Origin of the sequence: Clostridium sp. UBA2485, from assembly GCF_002341865.1 — a bacterium.
Lineage (GTDB): Bacteria > Bacillota > Clostridia > Clostridiales > Clostridiaceae > Clostridium_J.
In genome coordinates this window covers 15,101-39,242 of record NZ_DDOV01000036.1, presented here as the reverse complement: position 1 = coordinate 39,242, position 24,142 = coordinate 15,101, and the positions used below count along the sequence as shown (strand labels likewise).

General features: G+C 26.9%; 30 protein-coding genes. 1 reads left to right on the top strand and 29 read right to left on the bottom strand.

Annotated elements, in window-relative coordinates; all coding sequences use genetic code 11:
- Positions 1-11: 11 nt before the first annotated feature.
- The 10 genes from B3603_RS06245 to dapF form a co-directional block, all read right to left on the bottom strand.
- On the bottom strand, positions 12-395 hold the full coding sequence (locus B3603_RS06245) for a hypothetical protein (RefSeq protein ID WP_291562056.1): 384 nt from the start codon (positions 393-395) through the stop codon (positions 12-14).
- Positions 392-826, bottom strand: coding sequence for a hypothetical protein (locus B3603_RS06240; protein WP_291562053.1), 435 nt, complete (start codon positions 824-826; stop codon positions 392-394). The genes B3603_RS06245 and B3603_RS06240 overlap by 4 nt, the downstream gene beginning before the upstream one ends.
- Before the next feature lie 4 nt (positions 827-830).
- Positions 831-1,553 carry a hypothetical protein gene (locus B3603_RS06235; RefSeq protein ID WP_291562050.1) on the bottom strand — a complete coding sequence of 241 codons (723 nt, stop codon included), beginning with the start codon at positions 1,551-1,553 and terminating at the stop codon, positions 831-833.
- Positions 1,550-1,960 (bottom strand): hypothetical protein, encoded by a 411-nt coding sequence (locus B3603_RS06230; protein ID WP_291562048.1) that lies wholly within the window; start codon positions 1,958-1,960, stop codon positions 1,550-1,552. The genes B3603_RS06235 and B3603_RS06230 overlap by 4 nt, the downstream gene beginning before the upstream one ends.
- Entirely contained in the window at positions 1,939-2,421 is a 483-nt protein-coding gene (locus B3603_RS06225; RefSeq protein ID WP_291562045.1) for a type II secretion system protein, read from the bottom strand. Before B3603_RS06225 ends, B3603_RS06230 begins: the two co-directional genes overlap by 22 nt.
- Positions 2,390-2,818, bottom strand: a complete 429-nt coding sequence (locus tag B3603_RS06220) for a type II secretion system protein (protein ID WP_291562043.1) — start codon at positions 2,816-2,818, stop codon at positions 2,390-2,392. Before B3603_RS06220 ends, B3603_RS06225 begins: the two co-directional genes overlap by 32 nt.
- Entirely contained in the window at positions 2,799-3,230 is a 432-nt protein-coding gene (locus B3603_RS06215; protein WP_291562040.1) for a hypothetical protein, read from the bottom strand. Before B3603_RS06215 ends, B3603_RS06220 begins: the two co-directional genes overlap by 20 nt.
- Before the next feature lie 13 nt (positions 3,231-3,243).
- Positions 3,244-4,437 (bottom strand): type II secretion system F family protein, encoded by a 1,194-nt coding sequence (locus B3603_RS06210; protein ID WP_291562037.1) that lies wholly within the window; start codon positions 4,435-4,437, stop codon positions 3,244-3,246.
- An 18-nt stretch (positions 4,438-4,455) separates the two neighbouring features.
- On the bottom strand, positions 4,456-5,934 hold the full coding sequence (locus B3603_RS06205; protein ID WP_291562035.1) for a GspE/PulE family protein: 1,479 nt from the start codon (positions 5,932-5,934) through the stop codon (positions 4,456-4,458).
- Positions 5,935-6,088: 154 nt separating this feature from the next.
- Positions 6,089-6,886: a diaminopimelate epimerase gene (gene dapF, locus B3603_RS06200; protein ID WP_291562154.1), complete on the bottom strand. Its 798-nt coding sequence runs from the start codon at positions 6,884-6,886 to the stop codon at positions 6,089-6,091.
- Between the two features lie 212 nt (positions 6,887-7,098).
- Between dapF and B3603_RS06195 the strand changes: the two genes are divergently transcribed.
- On the top strand, positions 7,099-8,847 hold the full coding sequence (locus B3603_RS06195) for an Rqc2 family fibronectin-binding protein (protein ID WP_291562032.1): 1,749 nt from the start codon (positions 7,099-7,101) through the stop codon (positions 8,845-8,847).
- A 143-nt stretch (positions 8,848-8,990) separates the two neighbouring features.
- Here the strand turns inward: B3603_RS06195 and B3603_RS06190 are convergent, their stop codons facing one another.
- From B3603_RS06190 to spoVE, 19 genes are all read right to left on the bottom strand, one after another.
- The gene (locus B3603_RS06190) at positions 8,991-10,103 is read right to left on the bottom strand and encodes a THUMP domain-containing class I SAM-dependent RNA methyltransferase (RefSeq protein WP_291562029.1); all 1,113 of its coding nucleotides are present in this window, start codon (positions 10,101-10,103) and stop codon (positions 8,991-8,993) included.
- A gap of 11 nt (positions 10,104-10,114) precedes the next feature.
- Entirely contained in the window at positions 10,115-10,651 is a 537-nt protein-coding gene (gene pyrR / locus B3603_RS06185) for a bifunctional pyr operon transcriptional regulator/uracil phosphoribosyltransferase PyrR (RefSeq protein ID WP_291562027.1), read from the bottom strand.
- 12 nt (positions 10,652-10,663) lie between these two features.
- Entirely contained in the window at positions 10,664-11,584 is a 921-nt protein-coding gene (locus tag B3603_RS06180; protein ID WP_291562024.1) for an RluA family pseudouridine synthase, read from the bottom strand.
- Positions 11,584-12,036, bottom strand: a complete 453-nt coding sequence (lspA, locus tag B3603_RS06175; protein WP_291562022.1) for a signal peptidase II — start codon at positions 12,034-12,036, stop codon at positions 11,584-11,586. Before lspA ends, B3603_RS06180 begins: the two co-directional genes overlap by 1 nt.
- Before the next feature lie 70 nt (positions 12,037-12,106).
- Entirely contained in the window at positions 12,107-12,715 is a 609-nt protein-coding gene (locus B3603_RS06170) for a TraR/DksA C4-type zinc finger protein (RefSeq protein ID WP_291562020.1), read from the bottom strand.
- A 73-nt stretch (positions 12,716-12,788) separates the two neighbouring features.
- Complete coding sequence (gene aroA / locus B3603_RS06165; RefSeq protein ID WP_291562017.1) at positions 12,789-14,090, bottom strand: 3-phosphoshikimate 1-carboxyvinyltransferase; 1,302 nt, start codon at positions 14,088-14,090, stop codon at positions 12,789-12,791.
- An 11-nt stretch (positions 14,091-14,101) separates the two neighbouring features.
- Positions 14,102-14,902, bottom strand: coding sequence for a 3-deoxy-7-phosphoheptulonate synthase (aroF, locus tag B3603_RS06160; protein ID WP_291562014.1), 801 nt, complete (start codon positions 14,900-14,902; stop codon positions 14,102-14,104).
- A gap of 11 nt (positions 14,903-14,913) precedes the next feature.
- Complete coding sequence (locus B3603_RS06155; protein ID WP_291562011.1) at positions 14,914-15,606, bottom strand: 5'-methylthioadenosine/adenosylhomocysteine nucleosidase; 693 nt, start codon at positions 15,604-15,606, stop codon at positions 14,914-14,916.
- Between the two features lies 1 nt (position 15,607).
- Positions 15,608-16,696, bottom strand: a complete 1,089-nt coding sequence (aroB, locus tag B3603_RS06150) for a 3-dehydroquinate synthase (RefSeq protein WP_291562009.1) — start codon at positions 16,694-16,696, stop codon at positions 15,608-15,610.
- Between the two features lie 376 nt (positions 16,697-17,072).
- Positions 17,073-17,675, bottom strand: coding sequence for a DivIVA domain-containing protein (locus B3603_RS06145; RefSeq protein ID WP_291562006.1), 603 nt, complete (start codon positions 17,673-17,675; stop codon positions 17,073-17,075).
- 15 nt (positions 17,676-17,690) lie between these two features.
- Positions 17,691-18,473 carry an RNA-binding protein gene (locus tag B3603_RS06140; RefSeq protein ID WP_291562003.1) on the bottom strand — a complete coding sequence of 261 codons (783 nt, stop codon included), beginning with the start codon at positions 18,471-18,473 and terminating at the stop codon, positions 17,691-17,693.
- Position 18,474: 1 nt separating this feature from the next.
- Entirely contained in the window at positions 18,475-18,738 is a 264-nt protein-coding gene (locus tag B3603_RS06135) for a YggT family protein (RefSeq protein WP_291562000.1), read from the bottom strand.
- Between the two features lie 11 nt (positions 18,739-18,749).
- Positions 18,750-19,208, bottom strand: a complete 459-nt coding sequence (locus tag B3603_RS06130; RefSeq protein WP_291561998.1) for a cell division protein SepF — start codon at positions 19,206-19,208, stop codon at positions 18,750-18,752.
- A gap of 21 nt (positions 19,209-19,229) precedes the next feature.
- The gene (locus B3603_RS06125) at positions 19,230-19,889 is read right to left on the bottom strand and encodes a YggS family pyridoxal phosphate-dependent enzyme (protein ID WP_291561996.1); all 660 of its coding nucleotides are present in this window, start codon (positions 19,887-19,889) and stop codon (positions 19,230-19,232) included.
- Positions 19,890-19,995: 106 nt separating this feature from the next.
- The gene (locus B3603_RS06120) at positions 19,996-20,706 is read right to left on the bottom strand and encodes a DUF881 domain-containing protein (protein WP_291561995.1); all 711 of its coding nucleotides are present in this window, start codon (positions 20,704-20,706) and stop codon (positions 19,996-19,998) included.
- Positions 20,707-20,715: 9 nt separating this feature from the next.
- Entirely contained in the window at positions 20,716-21,057 is a 342-nt protein-coding gene (locus tag B3603_RS06115; RefSeq protein WP_291561992.1) for a small basic family protein, read from the bottom strand.
- A 10-nt stretch (positions 21,058-21,067) separates the two neighbouring features.
- Complete coding sequence (locus B3603_RS06110) at positions 21,068-21,787, bottom strand: DUF881 domain-containing protein (RefSeq protein ID WP_291561990.1); 720 nt, start codon at positions 21,785-21,787, stop codon at positions 21,068-21,070.
- A gap of 11 nt (positions 21,788-21,798) precedes the next feature.
- On the bottom strand, positions 21,799-22,602 hold the full coding sequence (locus B3603_RS06105; RefSeq protein WP_291561986.1) for a cell division protein FtsQ/DivIB: 804 nt from the start codon (positions 22,600-22,602) through the stop codon (positions 21,799-21,801).
- Between the two features lie 328 nt (positions 22,603-22,930).
- Positions 22,931-24,040 (bottom strand): stage V sporulation protein E, encoded by a 1,110-nt coding sequence (gene spoVE, locus B3603_RS06100; protein WP_291561983.1) that lies wholly within the window; start codon positions 24,038-24,040, stop codon positions 22,931-22,933.
- Positions 24,041-24,142: the final 102 nt, after the last annotated feature.

The window sequence follows — 24,142 nt, the reverse complement described above, 5'->3', positions numbered from 1 at the left end:
TAAAACAATAATTATTTATTCTTAATAAAGGTAATATCAAAAGTAATTTTTTCGTTAGGAATAATAAGTATATTATTAAGGGATTCTACAGATTGAAATCCTTTTAAATAATTAACAATGGGTACAAACTCTTTGTAGCTACCATTAAAGCTCACTTTATAACTACATAGTTCACCATCCATGCTCATTTCAACAATATTCAAACTCTCATAAGATAATATTGTTTCTAAAGCATCTACAAATCCATAATTCTTTTTATCATCTTTTGATTTATAATCTCCAATTACCTCTTTGGTTATATTACTATAAAAATTATATAAATACAAATTAGTAATTACTATTACAGCTGTTACTGTTATCAATATATTAAGTTTTAACAATTTAAATCTCTTCATAATACTACCTTGAAATATTTCTTCTCCTTTTCATAAATTATAGGAGATAAATATTTAATACTATATTTATTTTCAATTATTTTTACTGCGTTTATATAATGTTTTTTATCCTCAATAAATATTTCTAGTTCAATAGAATCTTCATTGATATTAATAAATTTAATATGGAAGCTATCTAAATTTAAATTTTTAGTCAAATCATTAAATTTTTCAATAGCTACTATTTCTCTTTTAAATTCTTTCTCTATAAGGCTTTTATTTTCTTTTTTATGCATTTCATAACTATGTATTTTATCCATGTTAATTTTAAGAAAAAATAAATTTAATATTAAAATTACATATAGGATAATACTAACTAATTTTATTATATTGTCTGTTTTCTTCTCTCTTACACTTATGTATCCACTAGATATAAACCTATTTTTTTTCATATATTCACCTAATTATTACATATTGCAATATTCTTTCCATAGTAAGTGGCGATAGTTCTATACTATTATAGATATCCTGTATATATTCTTTAAGGTTTATAGAATACATATTATAATCTTTTTTATTTTTTTCTATAAATCTTTTTATAGCTTCATTTACTTCATCATAGGTAAAATTTAATGAATTTATTACTTTATTATAGGTTAATATATTGTTTTTCACCTTTAATAAATATATGTAATTTCTATAATTAAATAATAAAATAAAATTTTTATCTTCTATTTCTTTAAAATATAAGTCTTTAACATAGTTTTGTATAAAATTAATTCTTAACCCATTACAGTTGTAAATAGAAGAGTTTTTTAAAAGAGAGTATTTATTTTCATGAAAACAATATAGGATGATATTATAACAAGTTTTCTCCTCTTTGATTATTTCATAAGAAAACATCACATTTTCTCCATACTGTTCTGTTATTTCATTTCTCAATATATAGTATACATATCTTTTACTTACCTTAGGTATACTCATAGTTTTAATGAAAAGCTCTTCTCCCTCAATTACTAACATAATAGTTTTATTTTTTAAACTTATACTTTTAATTTGTTCATTACTATATTCTCTATTAAATTTTATATTATTAAGTATAGTTTTTTTAACTTCTATTGCCTTTGCTTCTTCATTATTACCATAAATGACTAACTTATTTTTAAATATAGTTATCACCTCTCTATAATAATAGTTTTTATATATTTAAAAGAATCTTTTTCAGTTTTCTCTTCTAAAGCATAATATTCTTCTTTAAATTGTCTTCCTTTATAAGGAATAGTTAAAATAAAACACTTATATTGTTTATCATATTTTATATATGAATTTTGAAAAGTTATATCAACTGATGAGAAATCTTCTATATCGTTCGATTTTAAATAAAGTGATAATTTAGTTAATAAAATCTCTCTATATTTTTCATCTATCTTTTCTCTTAATAGGTAATTATTATTATTTTTTTCATACTGTAAATTTAGCATTTTTCTTTGAAAAATATAGCTGCTCAAAGCAATAATTATACTTCCTATAATTATAACAGGAATTAACATAACCCCTTTTTTCTTTAATTTCTTATTAAATAGCATCCTCTAACTCTCACTCCATTTACGCCTTCTAACTCTAAATATAAAAGTCTATCTACAACTTTTATATGGAATTTTTTTACATCTTTAACTATATAATTTTTATACCCACTATCCTTAGGAAAATTATTATCATATCCATTAAGCATATATAAATTATTATCTATAAGTTTTATTGCCTTAACTATAGGATCATTTTTCATATATAGAATCACCACATCTTCCATAACTTTCACATCTCTACTTTGATTATGAATTTGATTTTCTATAAAGTATAATGCTTCTTCCAAATCAATTTTTTCTCTCATTTCCTTTATATCTTTATGAAAAAATTTATTCATACTAACAAATGATGATGTGAGCCCTGAAAGTACAATAGTTATTATAGTTACTGCAACAATTAATTCTAATAAACCATGCCCTCTACTCTTTTTAATAATTCCCTTTGTAAAAAGTGTATTCAATAGGTATTTCACCTTCCTTAAAATATCCCATCAATGTTATTTTTACTAGTTCTTCATTAATCCCAATTTTTAAGCATATGTATTGCTCACCTTTAGGATTATTATATTGAAGAATATCTACGAGATTGCCCTCATAATGATTCTGTAACTTATCTTTAGCAATATATACTTCTTTATCTAAAATACTTATAAGTTCTTCATAGTTAGAATTATATAGAATTATTTTTTCTATTTCATATATCATTTTAACTGTTTCACTTTTTTCTCTATTAATATTAGAGACTTTATTACTTACTATAATGGTTTGAAAAACTGCAGTACATATTAAAAGTAGTAAAGTCATTGAAATAACTAATTCTAATAAGATAAATCCATTTTTATTTTTTGATACTAACATAATTTGTTCCCACCAACATTGTAATTGTATTTATGTCACCACTATTATCTGTAAGTTCTAGTGTAAATGCACTTCCACTATATCCAAACTTATTTATTTTAATAGAATCTTGATTAAAATAAGATATTCTAATATTTTGTGGTAGCTTTAGCTTAGTTATTAATTTAGTTTTACAATAAGAGGAGATTTCATTTCTTTCTCTATCAATATATATAATTACGTCATTATATTCTTTTCTACTATAGCTCCTACTGTAATTAATAAAGCTTACTACTTCATTACTATAGTGTTCAACTGCTATTTGGTTTTCATAGTTCTTAAAAAATTTAAAAGATATCATACCTATGGACAATATTATAGAAATAATTCCTATAACCAATATAAATTCAATTAATAAAAAGCCTTTTTTCATAGAAACTCCTCATTTATACTGCACTTTCTAATAGAGTAAACATCGGTAATAACATAGCTACTATAGCAGATCCTATTAATAGTCCTACTAAAATTATAGCTATTGGCTGAGTTATAGAAACTAATCTATCTAAAAAATCATTTATTTCATCATCTAATATATCTTTCAAGGTTCTAAAGCTTTGATTTAAATTTCCGCTTTCCTCTCCTATTGAAATGATATTAATATAAAAATCAGGAAAGACTCCAGCACTACTTATACTATTGCTCAAGCTATTACCTAATTTTAAAATTTTTAATGAATTATTTAATCTTTCTTTTAAATAGTTATTATCAATACAACTAATTGCTATTTCATAAACTTTTACTAGGTTTATTCCACTTTGTATAAGAAGATACATACTACTACTAAAACTTTCTTGAAATCTTTTTATCGTAATAGTTCTTACAAAAGGTATATTTATAATTAGTTTTGATATAACTTTATTTTTAAATATATAGTTCCTTTTTAATATTAGGGTAATTCCAACAATAAAAAATAAAAGTAATAATATGAGCTTATGTCCTATTAAAAAATTGCTTAATTTTAAATAAAATATTGTAATATTAGGTAAGTTAGCATTACTAACTTCAAATTGGCTTACAAATTGAGGTAATAATCTTGTCATAAAAAATAATTGTACAATTATTCCTAAAATAAGAACTATAGATGGATAAGTTAGGGAAGATAATATTTTCTTTTTGATTTTATATCTACTTAAATAATAATCATGCATATTATTAAAAACTTCATCTAAATTTCCACTTTCCTGCCCTAATCTGACCATATTTATAAGTAACTTAGGATAAATTTTAGGGTAATTTTTCATTGCATTGTATAAACTATTTCCTCTTTCTATATCCTGCTTTATTTCTTTTAAACTCTTTTTTAAACTTTTATTTGAAGTTTTATAAATTAGTAAATTTAAAACATCTATAAAATTCATTCCAGATTTTAATGATATTGCCATATGTTTGCAAAACATCGCAATGTCTTTGTAGGAAACCAGTGTAATAAGATTTATTGGTAAATCTTTCACTTCAAAATATTTAATACAAAATAATCTCTTATTTTTAAGCTTTCTTAAAAAATCTATATTATTTTCTCCAAATTCATATCCTCTAACAGTATTATTATTTATATCTTTAGCAACAAATCTATATTTCATATACAACCTCATTAATACTTAAATAATTACTTGTAAATTAGCTACATATTCTTCATAAGTAGTTATTCCATCTATTACTAAAGCCTTAAGCTTTTCTTTTAAACATTTATTACCTCTGTTAAAACTATACTTTCTAAGTTCACTAACATCATTAAAATTAATTATTAATCTTTTATGTTCCTCTGTAATAACTATCATTTCATACACCATTTGTCTTTCCCTGTATCCTGTATAATTGCATTTTTCACAACCTACACCTTTGAAAAGTTTATCTTGCTTCTCTAAATTTAAATCTTCCTTTTCCTCCATAGTTGGATTATAGGTACTCTTACAATTACTACATATTTTTCTAACTAACCTTTGAGAAATTACTGCTACTAAAGAATCTACAACTAGATACTTAGGTATCTTCATATCTACTAATCTAATAATAGAACTAGCAGTGTCATTACAATGTAGCGTAGATAAAATTAAATGACCTGTAAGAGAAGATGTTATTGCAATTTGTGCTGTTTCTTCATCAATTATTTCTCCTACCATAATAATATCTGGATCTTGACGAAGTATAGTCCTTAGTGATTTACTAAAAGTTAATCCTGAACTATTATTAATATTTACTTGATTTACTTTCTCAACTTCGTACTCTACAGGATTTTCAACAGTTACTACGTTTTTATTATCCCTATTTATTTCTAATAACATAGAATACAAAGTAGTTGTTTTACCACTACCAGTAGGGCCTGTTAGCAATATCATTCCATTATTGGACTTTAATATTTTTTTTAGCATTTTATTATCTTCTTCATTAAATCCCAAACTATTAAGATTATATATTTCATCGTTTTTATACAGTATTCTAATTACAAACTTTTCTCCATTTATTGTAGGTAATGAAGCTACTCTTAAATCATAATTAATATGATTTGTAATAAAGCTTATTTTTCCATCCTGTGGTAATAATTTTTGACTTATATCCATATTAGAAATAATTTTTATTCTATAAGTAATATTTTCATATATCGCCATAGGAAATTCTTCTATTTTTATTAAGTCTCCATTGATTCTTATTCTTACTATTACCCTATTTTTAAAAGGTTCTAGATGTATATCACTAGCTTTTTTATTTATCGCTTCTTTTATTATGGAATCTAATATAACTACTGCTGGAGCATCTTCCTCTTTGTCCGTAAGCTTAATAACATTATTTTTTTTAAGCATTTTTAGTGTTTTTTGTGCTTTTTCTTTATCATAATAATAGTTGATTAAATTTAATATACTTTCTATATCTGCTATACTTTGTTTTATGTTTTTAAAAGTAATGAATCTCAATTCTTCTATTATTGATGGATGTAGTTCTTCACTAGAAGCTATATAAAGTGTATCTTTCTCTAACTTATAGGGAATCAATTTATACTTTAGTGCAAATTCTTTAGGAAGGATATTAATTAAATCAATATTAATGTTTGTATTTTTTAAATCTAAAAAGCATTCTTCCATGTAAAATCACCTACTTTTTGTAATTTCTTACTTTTAATGTTGTCCCTAAATCTAAATTTTACTCTATGAAATTATGAATTTTTTGTAAATAACTACCTTGTAACAAATTTCATGCAAAAAAAGAAAAGCCAAATTTGGCTTTTCTATAAATATTTTATATTCTACCTGTAAATACAACCTCTGCTAGTCCTGTCATCATAATTCCACTACTAGTTATTTCAATGGTAAGCTCTCCACCAGGTATAGTTACCTTAACTATATTATCTACTAAGTCTAACTTATTACAAGCAACCACTGACGCACAGCTTCCTGTTCCACAAGCTAGAGTAGCACCTGCACCTCTTTCCCAGGTTTTAACTATTATATGATTTCTACTTTTAACTTCACAGAAATTAACATTGGTTCCTTTGGAGAATAAATTAAATTTTTCTATATCCTTTCCTTCTTCCACATCATATTTATTAAGCTCATCTATAATTATGGTGTGAGGGACTCCCATTAACATGGAAGTAATATTATAGTCTTTATTGTTTATATTAATTACCTTATTTATGATTTCCACTTCACTGTTTCCATAATAATCTGAAGGATTAAAAGATGGCAATCCCATATTTATTGTAATTTCACTAACTTTATCATTTACTACAGTAAGTAATGCTTCTTTAATACCATCTCCTGTTTGAATTTTTATCCTCGTACTATTTACATATCCACTTTCATAAACAAATTTAGCAAAACACCTTATTCCATTACCACACATTGAAGCGTAAGAACCATCAGCATTTATTATTATCATCTCTATATCACAAATGTCATTTTTTCTAGCTACTAATATTCCATCTCCACCAATTCCAAAATGTCTATCACAAAGCCTTTTAGCCAAAGCTTCTAAATCCGCATACTTATTTTCAAAATCCTCAAAAACTATAAAATCATTTCCTGCTCCCTGCATCTTTGTAAAATTTAAACTCAAACACACTACCACCTTTTATAAGTTTTTACTAAAGTATTAAAATCAAATCATTTAAAATCTATAAATTTCTTTTTTAATCTATAATATTATTTTATCATAAATTATAGAAAAATATATTATATTTTCAATGTTTAACATTAATGTTATACTATACATAATTGAAAAAATTCCATATAGAAAGGAAGATGTATATGGCATTAGATGGAATTTATCTACACAGCATACTTCACGAACTTAAAGTGGAATTTGTAAATGCAAGAGTAGAAAGAATAAATCAACCAGAAAAAGATGAAATAACCTTAACTTTTAAGAAAGGTAGAAAAGCTCAAAAGCTGCTTATAAGTGCTAGTTCTAATTATCCAAGAATACAAATAACTAATAATTCAAAAGAAAATCCCTTAAAAGCACCTATGTTCTGTATGGTACTTAGGAAATATTTAAATACTGCAGTATTAGTTGATATAAGACAAATTGAAAGTGATAGAATTGTTATTTTAGATTTTGAAAGTACAGATGAGCTAGGCTTTAATAGTATATATAGTCTTATTGTAGAGATAATGGGAAGACACAGTAATATAAGCTTAGTAAGACAAAGAGACAATATTGTAATGGATAGTATTAAACATATTACTCCAGATATCAACACATATAGAGTACTGTATTCAGGAGTAGAATATAAATATCCTCCAGCTTCTACAAAACTAAATGCCTTTGATTTTACAAAAGAGAAGTTTATAGATAAAGTTAAAGAAAGCTATATGGATAAAGATTTTGATAAGAAATTTTTTACTAATATTTTTACTGGTGTAAGTCCTGCCCTTTCCTCTGAGATGATTTATCGCTTGAAAGAAAATAATATTGAATTTACTATAAATAATTTAGAAGAAATATATAAATATATATTAGTATTTTTCAATTATATCGAAACTAATACCTATACTTTAGGTTCCTATGATATGGGTGGAGTACTTAAAGATTTTCATTGTATAACCTTCAAAGAGCTTTTAGATAATGGTTTTAACTTAAATGAATATGAGTCACCTTCAAGACTTATAGAAGATTTTTATTTTGAGAAAGATAAGATTGATAGATTAAATGCTAGAAGTTATAATCTGCAAAAAATTGTTAACAACAACTTAGATAGAGTTAGCAAAAAAATAAATATATTAAATGAAACTTTAGAAAATTGTAAAGAAAAACAACAACTTAATTTATATGGAGAGCTTTTAACTGCAAATATTTATGCAATTAAAAAAGGAGATAAATTTATTAATGTATTAAATTATTATAGCGAAGATAATGAATACATTAATATAGAGCTAGATGAGCATAAAACTCCTTCTGAAAATATTCAAAATTATTTTAAGAAATATAATAAATTAAAAAAATCTGAAGAAAATGCAAAAATTCAAATAAAACTTGCATTAGAAGAACAGGAGTATCTTCAATCTGTATTATCACATATACATAATGCAGATAATTACACTGAAATTGAAGATATTAAAAATGAATTAGTGGAAACCGGATATATTGCTTTTAAAAAAGCACATAAAGGTAAAAAAAGTAAAATTTCAAAACCTATGCACTTTATATCTAGTGATAATGTAGATATTTATATAGGAAAGAATAACATGCAAAATGATTATTTAACACTAAAGTTTGCAAATAAAAATGATATATGGCTTCATACTAAAAATATTCCTGGTTCCCATGTGATTATTAAAAATAATGGTAATATAACTGAAAACACTCTTTTAGAAGCTGCAACTTTAGCTGCTCTATACAGCAAAGCTAAAAACTCTTCTAATGTACCTGTAGATTATACAGAAGTGAAAAATGTAAAAAAAATCTCTGGTGCTAAACCAGGTATGGTTATTTATTATACTAATAAAACTTTATATGTAACACCAAAACAATTAAATTTAAAAAGCATAGAATAACTATGCTTTTCATGTAATTAATAATTTAAAAATATAATTTTTATTTTTTTAATTTTCGACTATAGTTGAAAATTATCTTAAATTCTTCATTCTTAATGCTTAATTCTTAAATTTAAAAGTGGTGATATTTAATCACCACTTTTTTATATATTGTATTGATAATAATAGCATAATAATCTTCCATTATATAGTTTTCTGTTTTTATCCGCTTTTTTTCCAAAACATTTTTGGAAGTCTTCATAGGAAGTAAGTATGTAACAGGACCAGTCATCTAAGTTATTATATACCTTTGAAAAGTCCATATATAAATCTTTAACTTCATCTTCTTTTAAAAGTCTTTCACCATAAGGCGGATTAGTAATTATTATTCCACGTTTTTTCTTTGAGCTAAAGCTTTGCATAGGAATTTTTTGGAACTTTATATTATCATCTACTCCAGCTTTAATCGCATTATTCATAGCTGTTCTCAATACTCTACCATCTATATCTGAAGCTAAAATTTCAAGTTCGCTATTATTTTCCGCTTTTTTTGCACCTTGCCTAACTTGATCCCAAATTTCTTTATCAAAATTAGGCCAGTTCTCACTTTCAAATTTTCTATTTACGCCTGGTGCAATATTTCTAGCAATCATAGCTGCTTCTATTGCAATGGTTCCAGATCCACAGAAAGGATCTGCTAAAATTCTTGATCCGTCATATTTACTTAATAAAACCATTGCAGCAGCTAAAGTCTCCTTAAGTGGTGCTGATCCTGCATTTTCTCTATATCCTCTTTTATGTAAGCCAGCTCCTGAAGTATCTATTGAAAGTGTAGCTAAATCTTTTAACAGAGCTATTTCTATTTTATAAATTGGTCCATCTTCACTAAACCAATTAGTATTGTACTTTTCTTTCATTTTTTCTACTATTGCCTTTTTAACAATACTTTGACAGTCTGGCACGCTAAAAAGAGTAGACTTAACTGATTTTCCTATTACGTGCATTTTCCCATCTTGAGGTATTAAATCTCCCCAGTTTACCTTTAAAGTTCCTTGAAAAAGTTCTTCAAAGGTTGTTGCCTTAAACTCTGCCATTTTAATAAATACTCTTTCAGCAGTTCTAAGATGAATATTACAAATAGCAATATCCATTTCATCTCCTTCAAAAGTTACTTTCCCATTTTCCACCTTTAAATCTTCATATCCTAATTCTTTAAGCTCTTTAGCAGTTATGGCTTCTAATCCAAAGGTAGTAGTAGCAACAATTGTATACATCATACGTTTTTCTCCTAGCTTTCTAAAATTTTTACTGAATCCTCTCCATCAATTTCCTCAATCATAACAGAGATGATTTCTTTCCTTGAGGTAGGTATATTCTTACCAACATAATCTGCTCTTATTGGTAGTTCTCTATGACCTCTATCTACTAAAACTGCCAATTGAATCATTTCAGGACGTCCTAAATCAATTATAGCATCAATAGCAGCTCTTGCAGTTCTTCCTGTATATAAAACATCATCAACCAATATTATTTTTTTACCTTCAATAGGTACATTTATATTTTTATCATTTAATCTAGGTTCTGGTGAAATTGTTGTTAGATCATCTCTATATAAGGTTACATCTACGCTACCAACTTCTAATCTCTTTCCTTCAAAAACTTCAATCAAATCTGCAAGTCTTTCAGCTATAGGTACTCCTCTACTTTTTATACCCACCAATACTAGATTATCAATTCCTTTATTTTTCTCAATTATTTCATGAGCTATTCTTGTCAAAGTTCTTTTTATTGCCGTTTTATCTAATAATACAGATTTAAATTCCACAACAACCACTCCTTATATATCACTTTTTCTTAAATTTTCAAGTAAATCCTCAAAATATTTTGGTATATTTGAAGTAAATTTCATATATTTATTTGTAGTAGGATGTATAAATCCTAATTCTTTAGCATGTAATACTTGTCCTTGTAATTTAAACTTTTGTTTCTTAAATCCATATACTATATCCCCTACTAATGGGTGACCTATATAAGCCATATGTACTCTAATCTGATGTGTTCTACCTGTTTCTAAATTACACTTCACCAAAGTATAATGATTAAATCTTTCTAAAACCTTATAATGAGTTATAGCTTCCTTGCCATTATTTTTTACCACTGCCATTTTAATTCTTTCCACAGAATGTCTTCCTATTGGAGCATTTATAGTACCACTATCTTCTTTTAATCTACCTTCCACTAAGGCATAATATGTTCTTGTCATACTATGTTCCTTAAGTTGTTCTGCTAGTTTACTATGAGCATTATCATTTTTAGCTATAACTAGAATCCCTGAAGTATCTTTATCAATACGATGTACTATACCTGGTCTTACAACTCCATTAATTCCTGACAAATCATTACAATGATATAACAATGCGTTTACTAAAGTACCACTATAATTTCCTGGTGCTGGATGTACTACCATATCTTGTGGTTTATTTATTACTATAATATCATTATCTTCATAAAGAATATCAAGAGGTATATCCTCCTTTTCTATCTCTAAAGTCGTAACTTCTGGAACATCTACAATAACTAAATCATTTAACTTAAGCTTATAATTACTTTTTTTTAGTTTTTCATTAACCTTAACTTTTTCTTCTTCAATTAACCCTTGAACGTAAGAACGCGATTTATCTTCTAGTTTCTCTGATATAAATACATCTAATCTTTTATTTATATCATCTTCTTTTACTTGTAATTCTTCTATTTTCATTAAACTTCGTTCCTTATTATACAAATTATTAGACCTATTGTTCCTAAAGTTACAAATATATCTGCTACATTAAATGTTGGAAAATGATAAACATCTTTATAATGTACCAAGATAAAATCCACAACATATTTATAAATTACTCTATCATAAAAATTACCTATAGCTCCTGATATTATCATAGCAAAGCTTATTCTTGTTAAAAGAGATTTAGGCTTATATTTAATTAGATAAAATAATATAATTCCTACAACTAAAAAAGTAGTAATTACTAAAAACCATAACTTATTTTGAAGCATTCCAAAAGCTGCTCCTCTATTTTCTAAATACTCAAAGGAAAGTAGATTTTTTATTATCTCTATTCCTTCATTATTTTTCAAGACTTTTAGTGCCCATATTTTAGATAATCTATCTAAAATCATGCCTAAAAATATAATTATAAATTCTAACGCCATAGTTGTTCCCCCTAGAGTAAAATAATATTTCTGACAGCCTAGCTATCAGAAATATTATATAAATTAATTTTTAGTCTGGTAATTGATTTTTATACTGTTCATTACTAATTAGATCCATGTGATCTACATAATAATTGTCATCATCATAATCTTCATCATATACGTTATCCATAGCATTAAATCTAGCAACTGCTTGATAGCTATCTTCTCCGTCGAACTCTACTAAAGATGTATTATCATTAAAGCCATATCTAAAAGGAAGTCCTAATACCCGTTCTTCCGAAGGTCTATTTTTAATGTCATCAGGAACAGCATCATTTATACTATTTTGACAATGTACACAGTGTTCAGCGTAAGGAATAAATTCTAGCCTTCCTTGTGGTATAGGCTTCTTACATATTTTACAGTTGCCATATTCTCCACTTTCTATGCTTTTAAGTGCATTATCTATTTTATTTAAAATAGTTACTTCATTGTCCTTAAGTGCCGTATCTCTCTGAATATCAAATAGATTTCCTGCTGCATCTGCTCCATGATTATCATAATGTGAAAGCTCAGAAGACATCTCCACATTTGAATTTACCGTTCCATTGCTCTCAATTTGATTTATTATCTGATTTACCTTGTTTTTTTCCTTTAATAACTTATCTTTAAAATAATTAAGCCTAGTTTTGTCCATTTTTATCCACTCCTCAAATAAAAGCTAATAAATTTACCACTCTTAATTATTTTCTCAATATAACTAAATTTTATTACAATTCATTAATTATATTTATAATATTTTTAAAATACACTAATGAATTAGGAAAAGAAACATTACTACATTGATAATCACCAATAGTAGTTACTCCTTTATTTCTCATAGAAGCCATTAAAAAGGCTAATGCAATTCTGTGATCCTTATAAGAATTTATATAGGCATCTTTTTTAATATAATCATTTAATCCTAATATTTCAATATTATTATCATTATAATATGCCTCTATTCCTAAACTCTTTAAATTGTTTATTATAGCTTCTACCCTATTACATTCTTTATATTTCAGTTCCTCTACTTCTTTAAATACAGTTTTTCCACTGCTAAAAGCTGCAACCACACTTAACATTGGTATTTCATCTATAATACTTGGTATATCTTCACTTTCTACAATTAATCCATTTAACTTACTACTATAAACTATAATATCTCCTACAGGTTCTTCATTTATATGCCCTTTATTATTTACTGTAATTTTGCCACCCATTTTTTTTAGGATTTCAATATACTTTATCCTTCCTTTATTTAATAGAACATTCTCGATTTTTATAGAAGAGTTTTCTCCTAATAAGGTTGCTCCAATTAAAAAAGCTGCTGAAGAAGGATCTCCAGGAACAAATATGTCCTTTGAATTCATAGAGGAATTCTCTATAGCAATAGTGTTTTCTTTTCTTTCAATATGACATCCTAGATATTCAAACATATTTTCTGTGTGATCTCTAGTAGGTATATTTTCTATGACTTCTGTTCTTCCTTTTGATAAATATCCTCCAATTAAAATACAGGATTTCACTTGCGCTGATGCAATAGGAATCTCATATTTAATACCTTTTAATCCATTATTTTTTTTGAATTTCAAAGGAAGTTTTTCATCTTTACAACAAATATTCGCCCCCATTAATCTTAAGGGTTCTACAATTCTTTTCATCGGTCTATTACTCAATGAATTATCTCCAATTAGTGTAGTCTCTATATTGCATCCACTTAAAAGTCCACTTAGCAATCTTGCCGCAGTTCCAGAATTGTTCACATTTAAAACTTCTACTTTATCATTGAAATTTTTATAGCCTGGAGAAGTTACAGACAGTTTATTTTCATGTAAAACAACGTCAACGCCCAATTCTTTCATACATTGGACTGTTGATAAACAATCTTCACTAAAAGGGAAATTATAAATGTTATAATTCCCCTTTGGCATGGAACCAATTATTAAGGATCTATGTGCAATAGATTTATCTCCAGGAATATCAATAACTAAATCTTTAAATTTCTTATATCCTTTAACTACTAAATCCATAGTTATATCTCCTAAAAAATATTTTTTAATTCATTAACTTTTGAAACTATAGATTTCATTATATCCATAGATACAGTTTGCTTTGAATCAGAAATCGCTCTATCTGGCTCTATATGACTTTCTATCATAACTCCATCAGCTCCACTAGCAATGCTTGCTATAGCCATTCTTTCTACTAGCTCTCTTCTACCTGTTCCATGACTAGGATCTACAACTATCGGTATTCTGCATTTTTCTTTTATTACCGCTACACTATTTAAATCTAAAGTGTTTCTAGTATAGGTTTCAAAAGTTCTAATACCTCTTTCACAAAGCACTACACTTTCATTCCCACTAGACATAATATATTCTGCAGCATTGAGCCACTCAGTTATTGTAGCACTCATGCCCCTTTTTAATAATATAGGTAAATTACACTTGCCTAATTCTTTAAGCAATGTATAATTGTACATATTTCTTGAGCCTACTTGTATCATATCTATATAATCTATACATTTTTCAATATCTCTTGCATCCATTATTTCTGTTACTATAGGCATATTAAACTCTTTTCCAACCTCATGAAGAATTTTTACTCCTTCATATTTAAGTCCTTGAAAATCATAAGGAGAAGTTCGAGGCTTAAAAGCTCCTCCTCTTAAAATATGTACTCCCATATCTTTTAATTCTTTTCCAATTTCTTTCATAGTATTATAATTTTCTACAGAACAAGGACCAGATATTATTACTTTCTCTTTTTCACCAATAGTTATATCTTTTACTTTAACTATTATTTTAGGACCACTATTATTTCCTACTAATAAATTTTCCATAAAAAGCTCACCTACATAGCTCTTAGCATGTTTTTTAATATATTGTTGGAGTTTTCTACTGCTATATCTTTAAACTTCTCATAATCCATATGAGCACCATTATTTGCATTATCTGATATAGATCGTATTATTATAAAGGGAATATTATTTAAATATGCAACATGAGCTATACTAGCGCCTTCCATTTCACAAGCTAAAGCTTCGAACTCATTCTTTAGCCATCTAATTTTCTCTACATCTGCAATAAACTGATCTCCTGATACTATTCTTCCAACAAAACTTTTATGGTCCTTAAGGTCTTCACAAGCATTTTTTGCATATTTTATAAGTTTACTATCACATTTAAAATCAAAAACATCCATTCGTGGAATTTGTCCTATCTTATCTCCAAAAGCTGAAGTATCCATATCATGTTGAACTAAATCGCTAGCAATAACTATATCTCCTGGATATATTTCTTCCCCTATACCTCCAGCTATTCCGACGTTTATAACAGCATTTGCCTTATAATCATCCACTAATATTTGAGTACAAACAGCTGCATTTACCTTGCCTATTCCACTCTTTACAATTACTACTTCTTTACCAAAAATTCTACCTTTATTAAAGCACATATTTGCCTTTTCAATTTTACTTTCAACCTGCATTTCATCTATTAAAATTTGTACCTCTTCTTCCATGGCACCTATTATTCCAATTGTCATATTAATAACTCCTTCCTATGCTTTCCTTTAGTGCTTCTATTATTTCCTCTTCACTAACATCTATCTTTATTTTACAAGCACCAACATCTTCTAGCAATGTAAATTTTATATTATTACCTTCCATTTTCTTATCATGCTTTATAGAATACAAAAACAAGTCCAAATTGTCAACTTTGTAAAAGGTTTCTATATTTATTTTTTTATAGAGATTTTCTATTTCTTTATAGATGTTTGTATTCAATTTTAATTTCATTTCAGATATTTTTATGGAAGTTAAACTACCTAAAGCCACTGCTATACCATGTGGAATTAAATAATTTGAATCTGACTCTATAGCATGACCTATAGTATGCCCAAAATTTAATATGTTTCTATATCCCAAATCTTCATAATCCTTCTCAACTACCGAAGCCTTAATTTTTAAACATTCTTTAACTATATATAATAACTTATCATTTTCTAATTCCATTATAGCTTTAATATTTTCTTTTATATACTTTAATAGCTCTGAACTTTCTATAAGACCATATTTTATAACTTCACCAAGACCACTTATAAACTGCATTTTATTTAAAGTCTTTAAAAAGTTAACGGAAACAAAGACAAATATAGGATCATAAAAACAACCTATAGCATTTTTTATTCCCTTTATATTATAAGCTACTTTGCCACCTATAGCACTGTCTACCTGTGATATTAATGTAGTAGGTACATTTATATATTTTATACCTCTCATAAATGTTGCAGCTACAAATCCAACTGTATCTCCAACAATACCTCCACCAAAAGCAATTAATATGCTATTTCTATCTGCATTATTTTCTATCAAAAAATTATAAATTTCTTCTACGGTTTTATAAGTTTTATTTTCTTCTCCTTGATTAAAAACAAAAATTTTATAATTATAATTTTTCATTAGCAATTTTAGCTTTTTTTCATACAGTGAATAAACTTTATCATCGGTTATTATATAAAATTTATCTGTACTCTTTAATTTATGCTCATTAAAAGCTAAAAATATTTTACTAATATCATTATCTATATAAACCTTATAATTTTTGTTTCTACTATTTATACAGATTTCTTTCATATACTTTCTCCTTTTAAAATACGACCAATTATTTTAATGTACAATTCGCAATGCATAATTGCGGTTGAAATTTTTTTAGTAAAAATAATTTCTTTAATGTATTTTTGTAGGTGCGAACAGTGTTCGCCAGTTTTTCATCTGTCTTATAATTTAATATTAATGTAATAATATGTGGCGAACACTGTTCTCCGCTACAGAATCAATTTTAAATTTCTCAGTTTTCACTGAGAAATATCCTCAATTGTGAATTGTGCATCGTGAATTGTGAATTAAGAAAAATCGTCAATCGTCAATTCTCAATTCTTTAAAGATTGTATCTATATATTCATATTATACCAAACTTTAGTTAAAAAAATCTCACTGTAAAAGTGAGATTTTAATCATTATTAGCAAAAAAGCTCTTTATTTCTTCTAGTTCTGTAGCATCATAATTTAAATTTTCTTTATCTAAATCTGGTTCTTTTAAATTGTCTAAGCCCTTTTCTTCTACATTTTCTTCTATAATATTTGATATATTATAGTTCTTATCAAAATCCTTTTCCAAAGATTCAAACATTTCTAATTGGCTTACCATAAAATTTCTAAACTTAGTTCTAAATTTTAAAAATTCTTGCTTAGTTTTGTCAAACTCATCATTAATTTGAAGTACATCACTATGTGCTTTATCTAAAATCTTCTTTGCAGATTCATTAGCATTTCTAAGTATAAGTTCAGCTTCATTTTGTGCTGTTATCTTAGCTTGTTCAGCAGCATTTTGTGCCAATAATAGCGTACTTTGAATTGTTGCTTCTATTTTTGAATAATGATCTAATTTATCTTCAAAAACTGAAATTCTTTCTTTTAAAGTTGCATTTTCTTTATAAATTCCTTCATAGTCCTCTGAAACTTTTTCTAGAAATTCATCAACTTCATCTAAATTATATCCTCTCATAGATCTTTTAAATTCTTTATTATTAATATCTATTGAAGTTAATCTCACGTAAATCACCCCTAATTAATTGTACTTTTTTATAGAAATTCTAAGTCTTTGGCTTTGTGTTTTATTTATAAAATCACAAATCTTAAATTTCCCATAACCTCTAATAGTCAATATATCTCCACTACAAAGTAATTTATCCTTTTTTGAAATTCCAATATGGTTTAGCAATATTTTGTTACCTTCTATAAGTTCTAAAGCCTTACTTCGAGATACATTACATAAGGAACTAATTATATTATCTAACCTTAAAGATGTAACTACTATGGTTCTCTCTTCAAATTTAATTTTAGGTGCATTTCTTAATGGCTCATCTACTATTATAACTTCACAAGGACAAGTATTAATATTAGTCAAGTTAAGTATAATAAAATCTGTAATTTCATTATATACAGGCACATAACAACATTCTTCTTCTAGAATTAAATCACCTAATAGTTCTCTTTTTATTCCTAGAGACATTATTGCACCTAAATAATCCTTATGTTGTAGATTTTTAAATTTGGATTTATTACATATCTTTAATAAATCTATAGGATAATAATGAGGTTCTTCATAACAGTCAAAGGCTAACATTGCTCTATCAAATTCTTCAAAAACACCATTACAATAAACCTTAACTTGTAGATTATTCTCCATATTCTTAAGTTTTTTATAAATATCAGGGTATGTAAAAACTTTGCTGTATATTGTCCCATTAATTTTTTTTGCTAAAATAATTTGATTATAAAGCTTTGATATTGAATTATTCTCATATTCTAAAAAATTATTTATAAAAGCTTCTTTTGTTATAATATTCATATTATATTCTTACCAATACCGATAATATAATTCCCTGTATAACATATATTAAGAAATAAGCAATTATAGGAGAAAAATCAATAACAAAACCCTTTAGAAATAAATCATTTATTTTTTCTGCTGGCTCCATAATTGGAGCTGTAAATGTTCTTATAAATTGACCTACCTTACTATATCTCCCATTAGGTATCCAAGTTAATAATACTTCTATTAAAATTGTAGCTTTAATTACTTCAAAAAAGATATTTACTATTCTAATTATCATTTGTCCCACCATTATTTAGGCCAGCTAAAAAGTCCTTTACTTGATAGTTCACTTTTTAAATCATTAGTGACTTCAACATTTGAAGGACATAGTATAAATACACCTTTTTCTACCTGCTGAAGATCTCCTTCTAATGAATATACAGCTCCAATTAAAAAATCCAATATTCTCTGTCCAACCTTTTGTTCTATACCATTTATATTTACAAGAACTATTTTTCTATTTTTTAAGTTGTCCACTATAGCTGTTGCTTCATCATATTCTTGTGGTTTTATTATTACTACTTTAGCAGAAGTTGCTGTGTGGATATTTACAATTTTATTTTGTTTTTTAGTAGTTGAAGCAAAAGTTTCTATATCAATGGCATCTTCATTTTCTTCTTGCTCTTCAAATTCATCCATTTCTTCTTCATCAATATTGTCATCCATTCCTAAAATTGTTAAAACTTTGTTAAACATATTCTTTTCCATTTATGATTACCTCCTAAATTATTAGTTATACTGTCTTTTGCCAAAAATTCCTTCTCCAACTCTTATCATATTGCTACCTTCCTCAATAGCAATTTCATAGTCATGAGTCATTCCCATGGACAAAATTTCCATAGAGATATTTTTAAAGCTTCTGGTACTTAAGTCATCAAAGATTTTTTTCATTTCACTAAAATAATATCTACAGCTCTCTTCATTACCAATAGGTATAGTAGCCATTAAGCCTCTAACCTTAATTGAACTGTAACTTTCACAAATATTTATTAGCTCTTCTAACTCTTCTATTTTAACTCCAGTTTTTGAAGCTTCTCTTCCTATATTAATTTGAATAAGTACATTAGCAATTTCATTTTTTGCTGAAAATTGTTTTTCTATCTCCTCTGCTAACCTTACACTATCTAATGAATGTATGAGATGGACTTTACCTACCAAATATTTAACTTTGTTTCTTTGTAGATGTCCAATGAGATGCCATCTTATATCCTTAGGCAATTGTTCATACTTCATGTCTAACTCTTGCACCTTATTTTCACCAAAATCTCTAGCTCCAGCCGCATAAGCTTCAACTAGATCTTCAACAGGTTTAGTCTTAGATACAGAAATTAAGGTAATCTCTTTTGAAATTTTATTCATTATAGCTTCATAATTATGTCCAATTGACAATATTCTGACCTCCTTATGGTGATTCTTAAAACAAAAATTAATATTCTTTTATATATTCTTCATCAAATTGAAAAATTCCTGCAAAAAAATACATAAAATTGGTATATTATTTCTCTGTAACTTCATTTAAGTAATTACTTTTAATTGTGCTATTGTAGGACTGTATTTCTACGTTACTTAAAGTTTCAATTTCAACATAACATGTTCTTCTTTTTAATTTTTTAACNNCTTGAGTCTCTAAATAATTTTCCATCACATCTTTATTTCCAATAGCAGTTATATAAAAAGGTGCTACTACCTTTATTCCATTAATATTGACGTTAGAGCCGAAACAAATTCCAAAGGCATTGTAAGTAACTCTATAATCATTAACTGCTATAGCTTCAGCTCCTGCATTTCTAAGTTCATTTATCACTTTAACAAGATCTGCATCATGTATTAGCATATTCCTATCATATTTCCCTCCAAAGCCAACTTGTGGAGAGTCATTTAGTGTAATCCTTATGCCTTCACCTTGTAATGGCAAAGTTCCTAAAATCATTTTATTTTCATTTAATTCTTTATTTATCTCATTTAAAACTCCATAAGTATTTTGTGAGTTGTACTCATACTTTTTAATTTTTTTATTTAATTCATTTAATTCTCCTTGTAAATCGCTTATATCCCTTTGTAAATCTCCTCTTTCATTATAAGCAATTTCGTATTGCTTAACATCTAAAAAAGCATTAGACTTTCCAAGGTCAATATTCATAGAAATTAATAACCCTACAATAATTGAAGCAATAAACAAAAATATAGTAGCTTCGTTAGTTTGCATTTAATCACCTCAATTATGGAATTTTGCTCTATCCATAAGTAATCTTCTAATAACTGCAAAGTTATTAAATATTCTTTCTCCAAATACTATAACTGCTGCCAAATATATAGGAATACCTAATTTATCTCCTAGATACACCATAAGTGCTGCTAATAAGGCATTACCAAAAAATCCTGATATAAATATATCTGGTCTAAAATCTTTGTTTAAAGAAGCTCTTACCGCACCAAATACTGAATCTATACAGGCAAATATTGCCACAGATATATATGGTGAAAATTTAATAGGGATATTTATATTCCATACAATTCCTAATATTATTCCAATTAATAGACCTATAAATGCTACCATCTAATCACCTCTATTTATTTTCAACTTGTTTTGCATAATCAAATTTTTGATTTACACTGGTTTTCTTTATCATAACTTCGTCTGAAGCTTCAAATGTTACATCACATAATTTTAAAAGTTTATCTGATACTACTCCTGGAAAGTTTAAAGCTGCCTCTAACAGTTTTTTATTACCTATGGCTTTGATTACAACTCTCTGCTTAGGAGATATCCTCTCATTGTTTATGATGATATTGTCTCCACCATCTCTAATGCCACTTCGTGATGTCAATCTTATATCATTTATTGAAATTGCCTCTGCATCTGCTGCATTTAGTTCATTAACTATACCTAATAACTGTTCATCATATATAGGCCTAAAATTTATATCATTTGCAAATAGATTTTTTTTAGGAGTTATATATATAATTATACCTTGACCCTTTACATCTACTGCTCCAGTTTGTAGTCTGGTTTGTTGCAATTCTTGTAAAAGAAGTGTACTTTCTTCAGTTCTTCCTGCTGCTGCTTCTTCAAATTCTTTAGCTTTAGCATTAAGATCATCAATTTGCTTTTCAAGCTGTTCCTTTTGCTTTCTCAAATGTTCATTTTCAATTATAATCTCTGGATTAGCCTTTTCTTCATCTGTAGAAATTGTTTGTTTATTTATAGTTGAGATTTGAGTAGTTAACATATATCCTAAAAGAAGAAATATAAGTGCTATCGCAATTTGATATGAGAATTTTTTCAATTAAACCCCTCCTAATCCTGCTTATATATTACTGGGTTTCCATCAAAGCTAACATCAATATACCCTTTCATATTTTTAAGTTGTTTATCCTTTAATATACTAAAGGCTTTGGCTAATTTTTCTGGTATGTCGTCATCAGTACCAATTTTAATATAAACGTTGTTATTACAATGAATTTTAATATCAAGAAAATTATTTAATTCAATCATGGTAATTTTTACGTTCTCATCTTTTGAATTATAATCATATATAATATCAGATAAGGTATTAATATCCTTTAATTTCTTCTTATTTTCCATAGGAATTTCACTACCTAAAGTTGGATTTGAAAGATTTATGCCTTCCAATCTTACCAAATTAGGATTTTCTATGGTTTTCTTTTTATCCAATATTATCCCTTCATTGTCAATTATATAAAACTCTTCATTTAATTTGCTATAAAAAGCTGCTTTTCTCTCTTTAACTGTTACAATAATTTCATTAGGAAATTTTCTTTTAACATGAGAAGTAATTACATAGGGATTTTCCTTCACACTACTAATGGCTTTATTAGTTTTTACTATAAATATGTTTTCTCCAACTTTTATATTAGACCTTTCTATTATTTCCTCTTTAGTCAAATTTTCATTCCCTTTAACAGTTATTGAAGCTATGTTAAAATAGCTTAAATTTAAACATAAAGTAACCAAAACGCTTGTTAACACTATAAATAAAAAAATACCTCTTTTAATAAATTTAATTTTTCTTTTTTTATTTAATAATTTTTCTTTGTTTTTTAATATATAACTACCTTGTTGTTTTTTTAATTTAGACATATTATTTTCACCTATACTATACCCATTATATTTATATGAAAAATTACATTACTTACATAATAACATTAATTTCATTAAAATTCATTACAAAACCATTAATTTACTCTAGAAATTTTAGGAACTGAAAAATAAAATTGACATGATAACCATGTCAATTTTATTCTTATAACATATATAAAAGTAAATAACAAACTAAAGATGTTAATCTATTTTTATATCAAATAAGACGTCAAAACCCGCTCATAGTGGTTCTATGGCGGGTTATAATAACACAATATGATAGAAAACAAGCTATAAAATACTAGCTTGTTATTTTTTTTAGAATGTTTTAATTACCGCTATAAGCATTCTGTCTAGTTATGTTTAAAAGTATCCCCATTGCCATCATATTTATAACCAATGAAGAACCTCCAGAGCTTATAAAAGGAAGAGGCACCCCTGTTGTAGGCATAGAAACAGTAACAACTGCTACATTTATAAGTGCTTGAACTATTACTACTGCAGTTATACCTGTAGCTAATAAGCTACCATATACATCTTTCGCTTGTACTGCCGCCCTAAGCCCTCTCCATAAAAATATTATGAATAGAGTAATTATGAACATGCATCCAATAAATCCTAGTTCTTCGCCAATAACTGCGAATATAAAGTCATTGTGAGGCTCAGGAATGTAAAAGCATTTTTGTCTTGATTGACCTATACCCACCCCTGTAAGCCCTCCAGACCCCAGTGCTAAAAGTGATTGAATCAACTGATATCCTGCTCCTTGTGCATCTGCCCAAGGATCTAAAAAACCTGTTATTCTCATCATTCTATAAGGCTTTAGCCAAGTTGCTAATCCTACCAATCCTGCTAGTCCTCCTACTAGTCCTCCAATAAATCTTAGTTTAGTACCAGCAACAAATAACATTCCTACTGTCACTATCATTATAACTGTAGCTATACTTAAGTTTTGTTCTGCAATTACGAGGCCAGCATAAAATCCAGATACTAGCAAATATGGCAAAACTCCTTTAGTAAAACTTTTAATTTTTTCCCCTTTTCGTTCAACGCTCATTGCCGTAAATAACACCACTGTATACTTAGCAATTTCTGATGGTTGAAAAGATGCTGGCCCAAGTTTTATCCATCTCTGAGCACCATTAACTGGGGGAAATAGAAACACTAGTAACAATACAATTACCGTTAAAATCATAAGTTTTCCTGTATGTTTTTTATATTTATGATAATCTATGTTCAGGGTTATTATCATGCCAAAAGTCCCCAAGCCTGCCCATGCAAGCTGTCTCCATAAAAAAAACTCCGCATTATTATGTTTAAAAGATGCAAAATATGAACTCGCACTATAAACCATAACCACCCCAATTGATACTAACATTAAAATAGTAGCAAATAACACAAAATCAATTTCTCCTAGCTTTGTCTTGGATTTTTTCATATCTCATCCCCCTATATTATTTTAGGCATCTGAAACAAAATTATCAGTAAAAGATTTTGAACATATCTTGTGCCAGACCAAAATCATATTCTATAGATAATA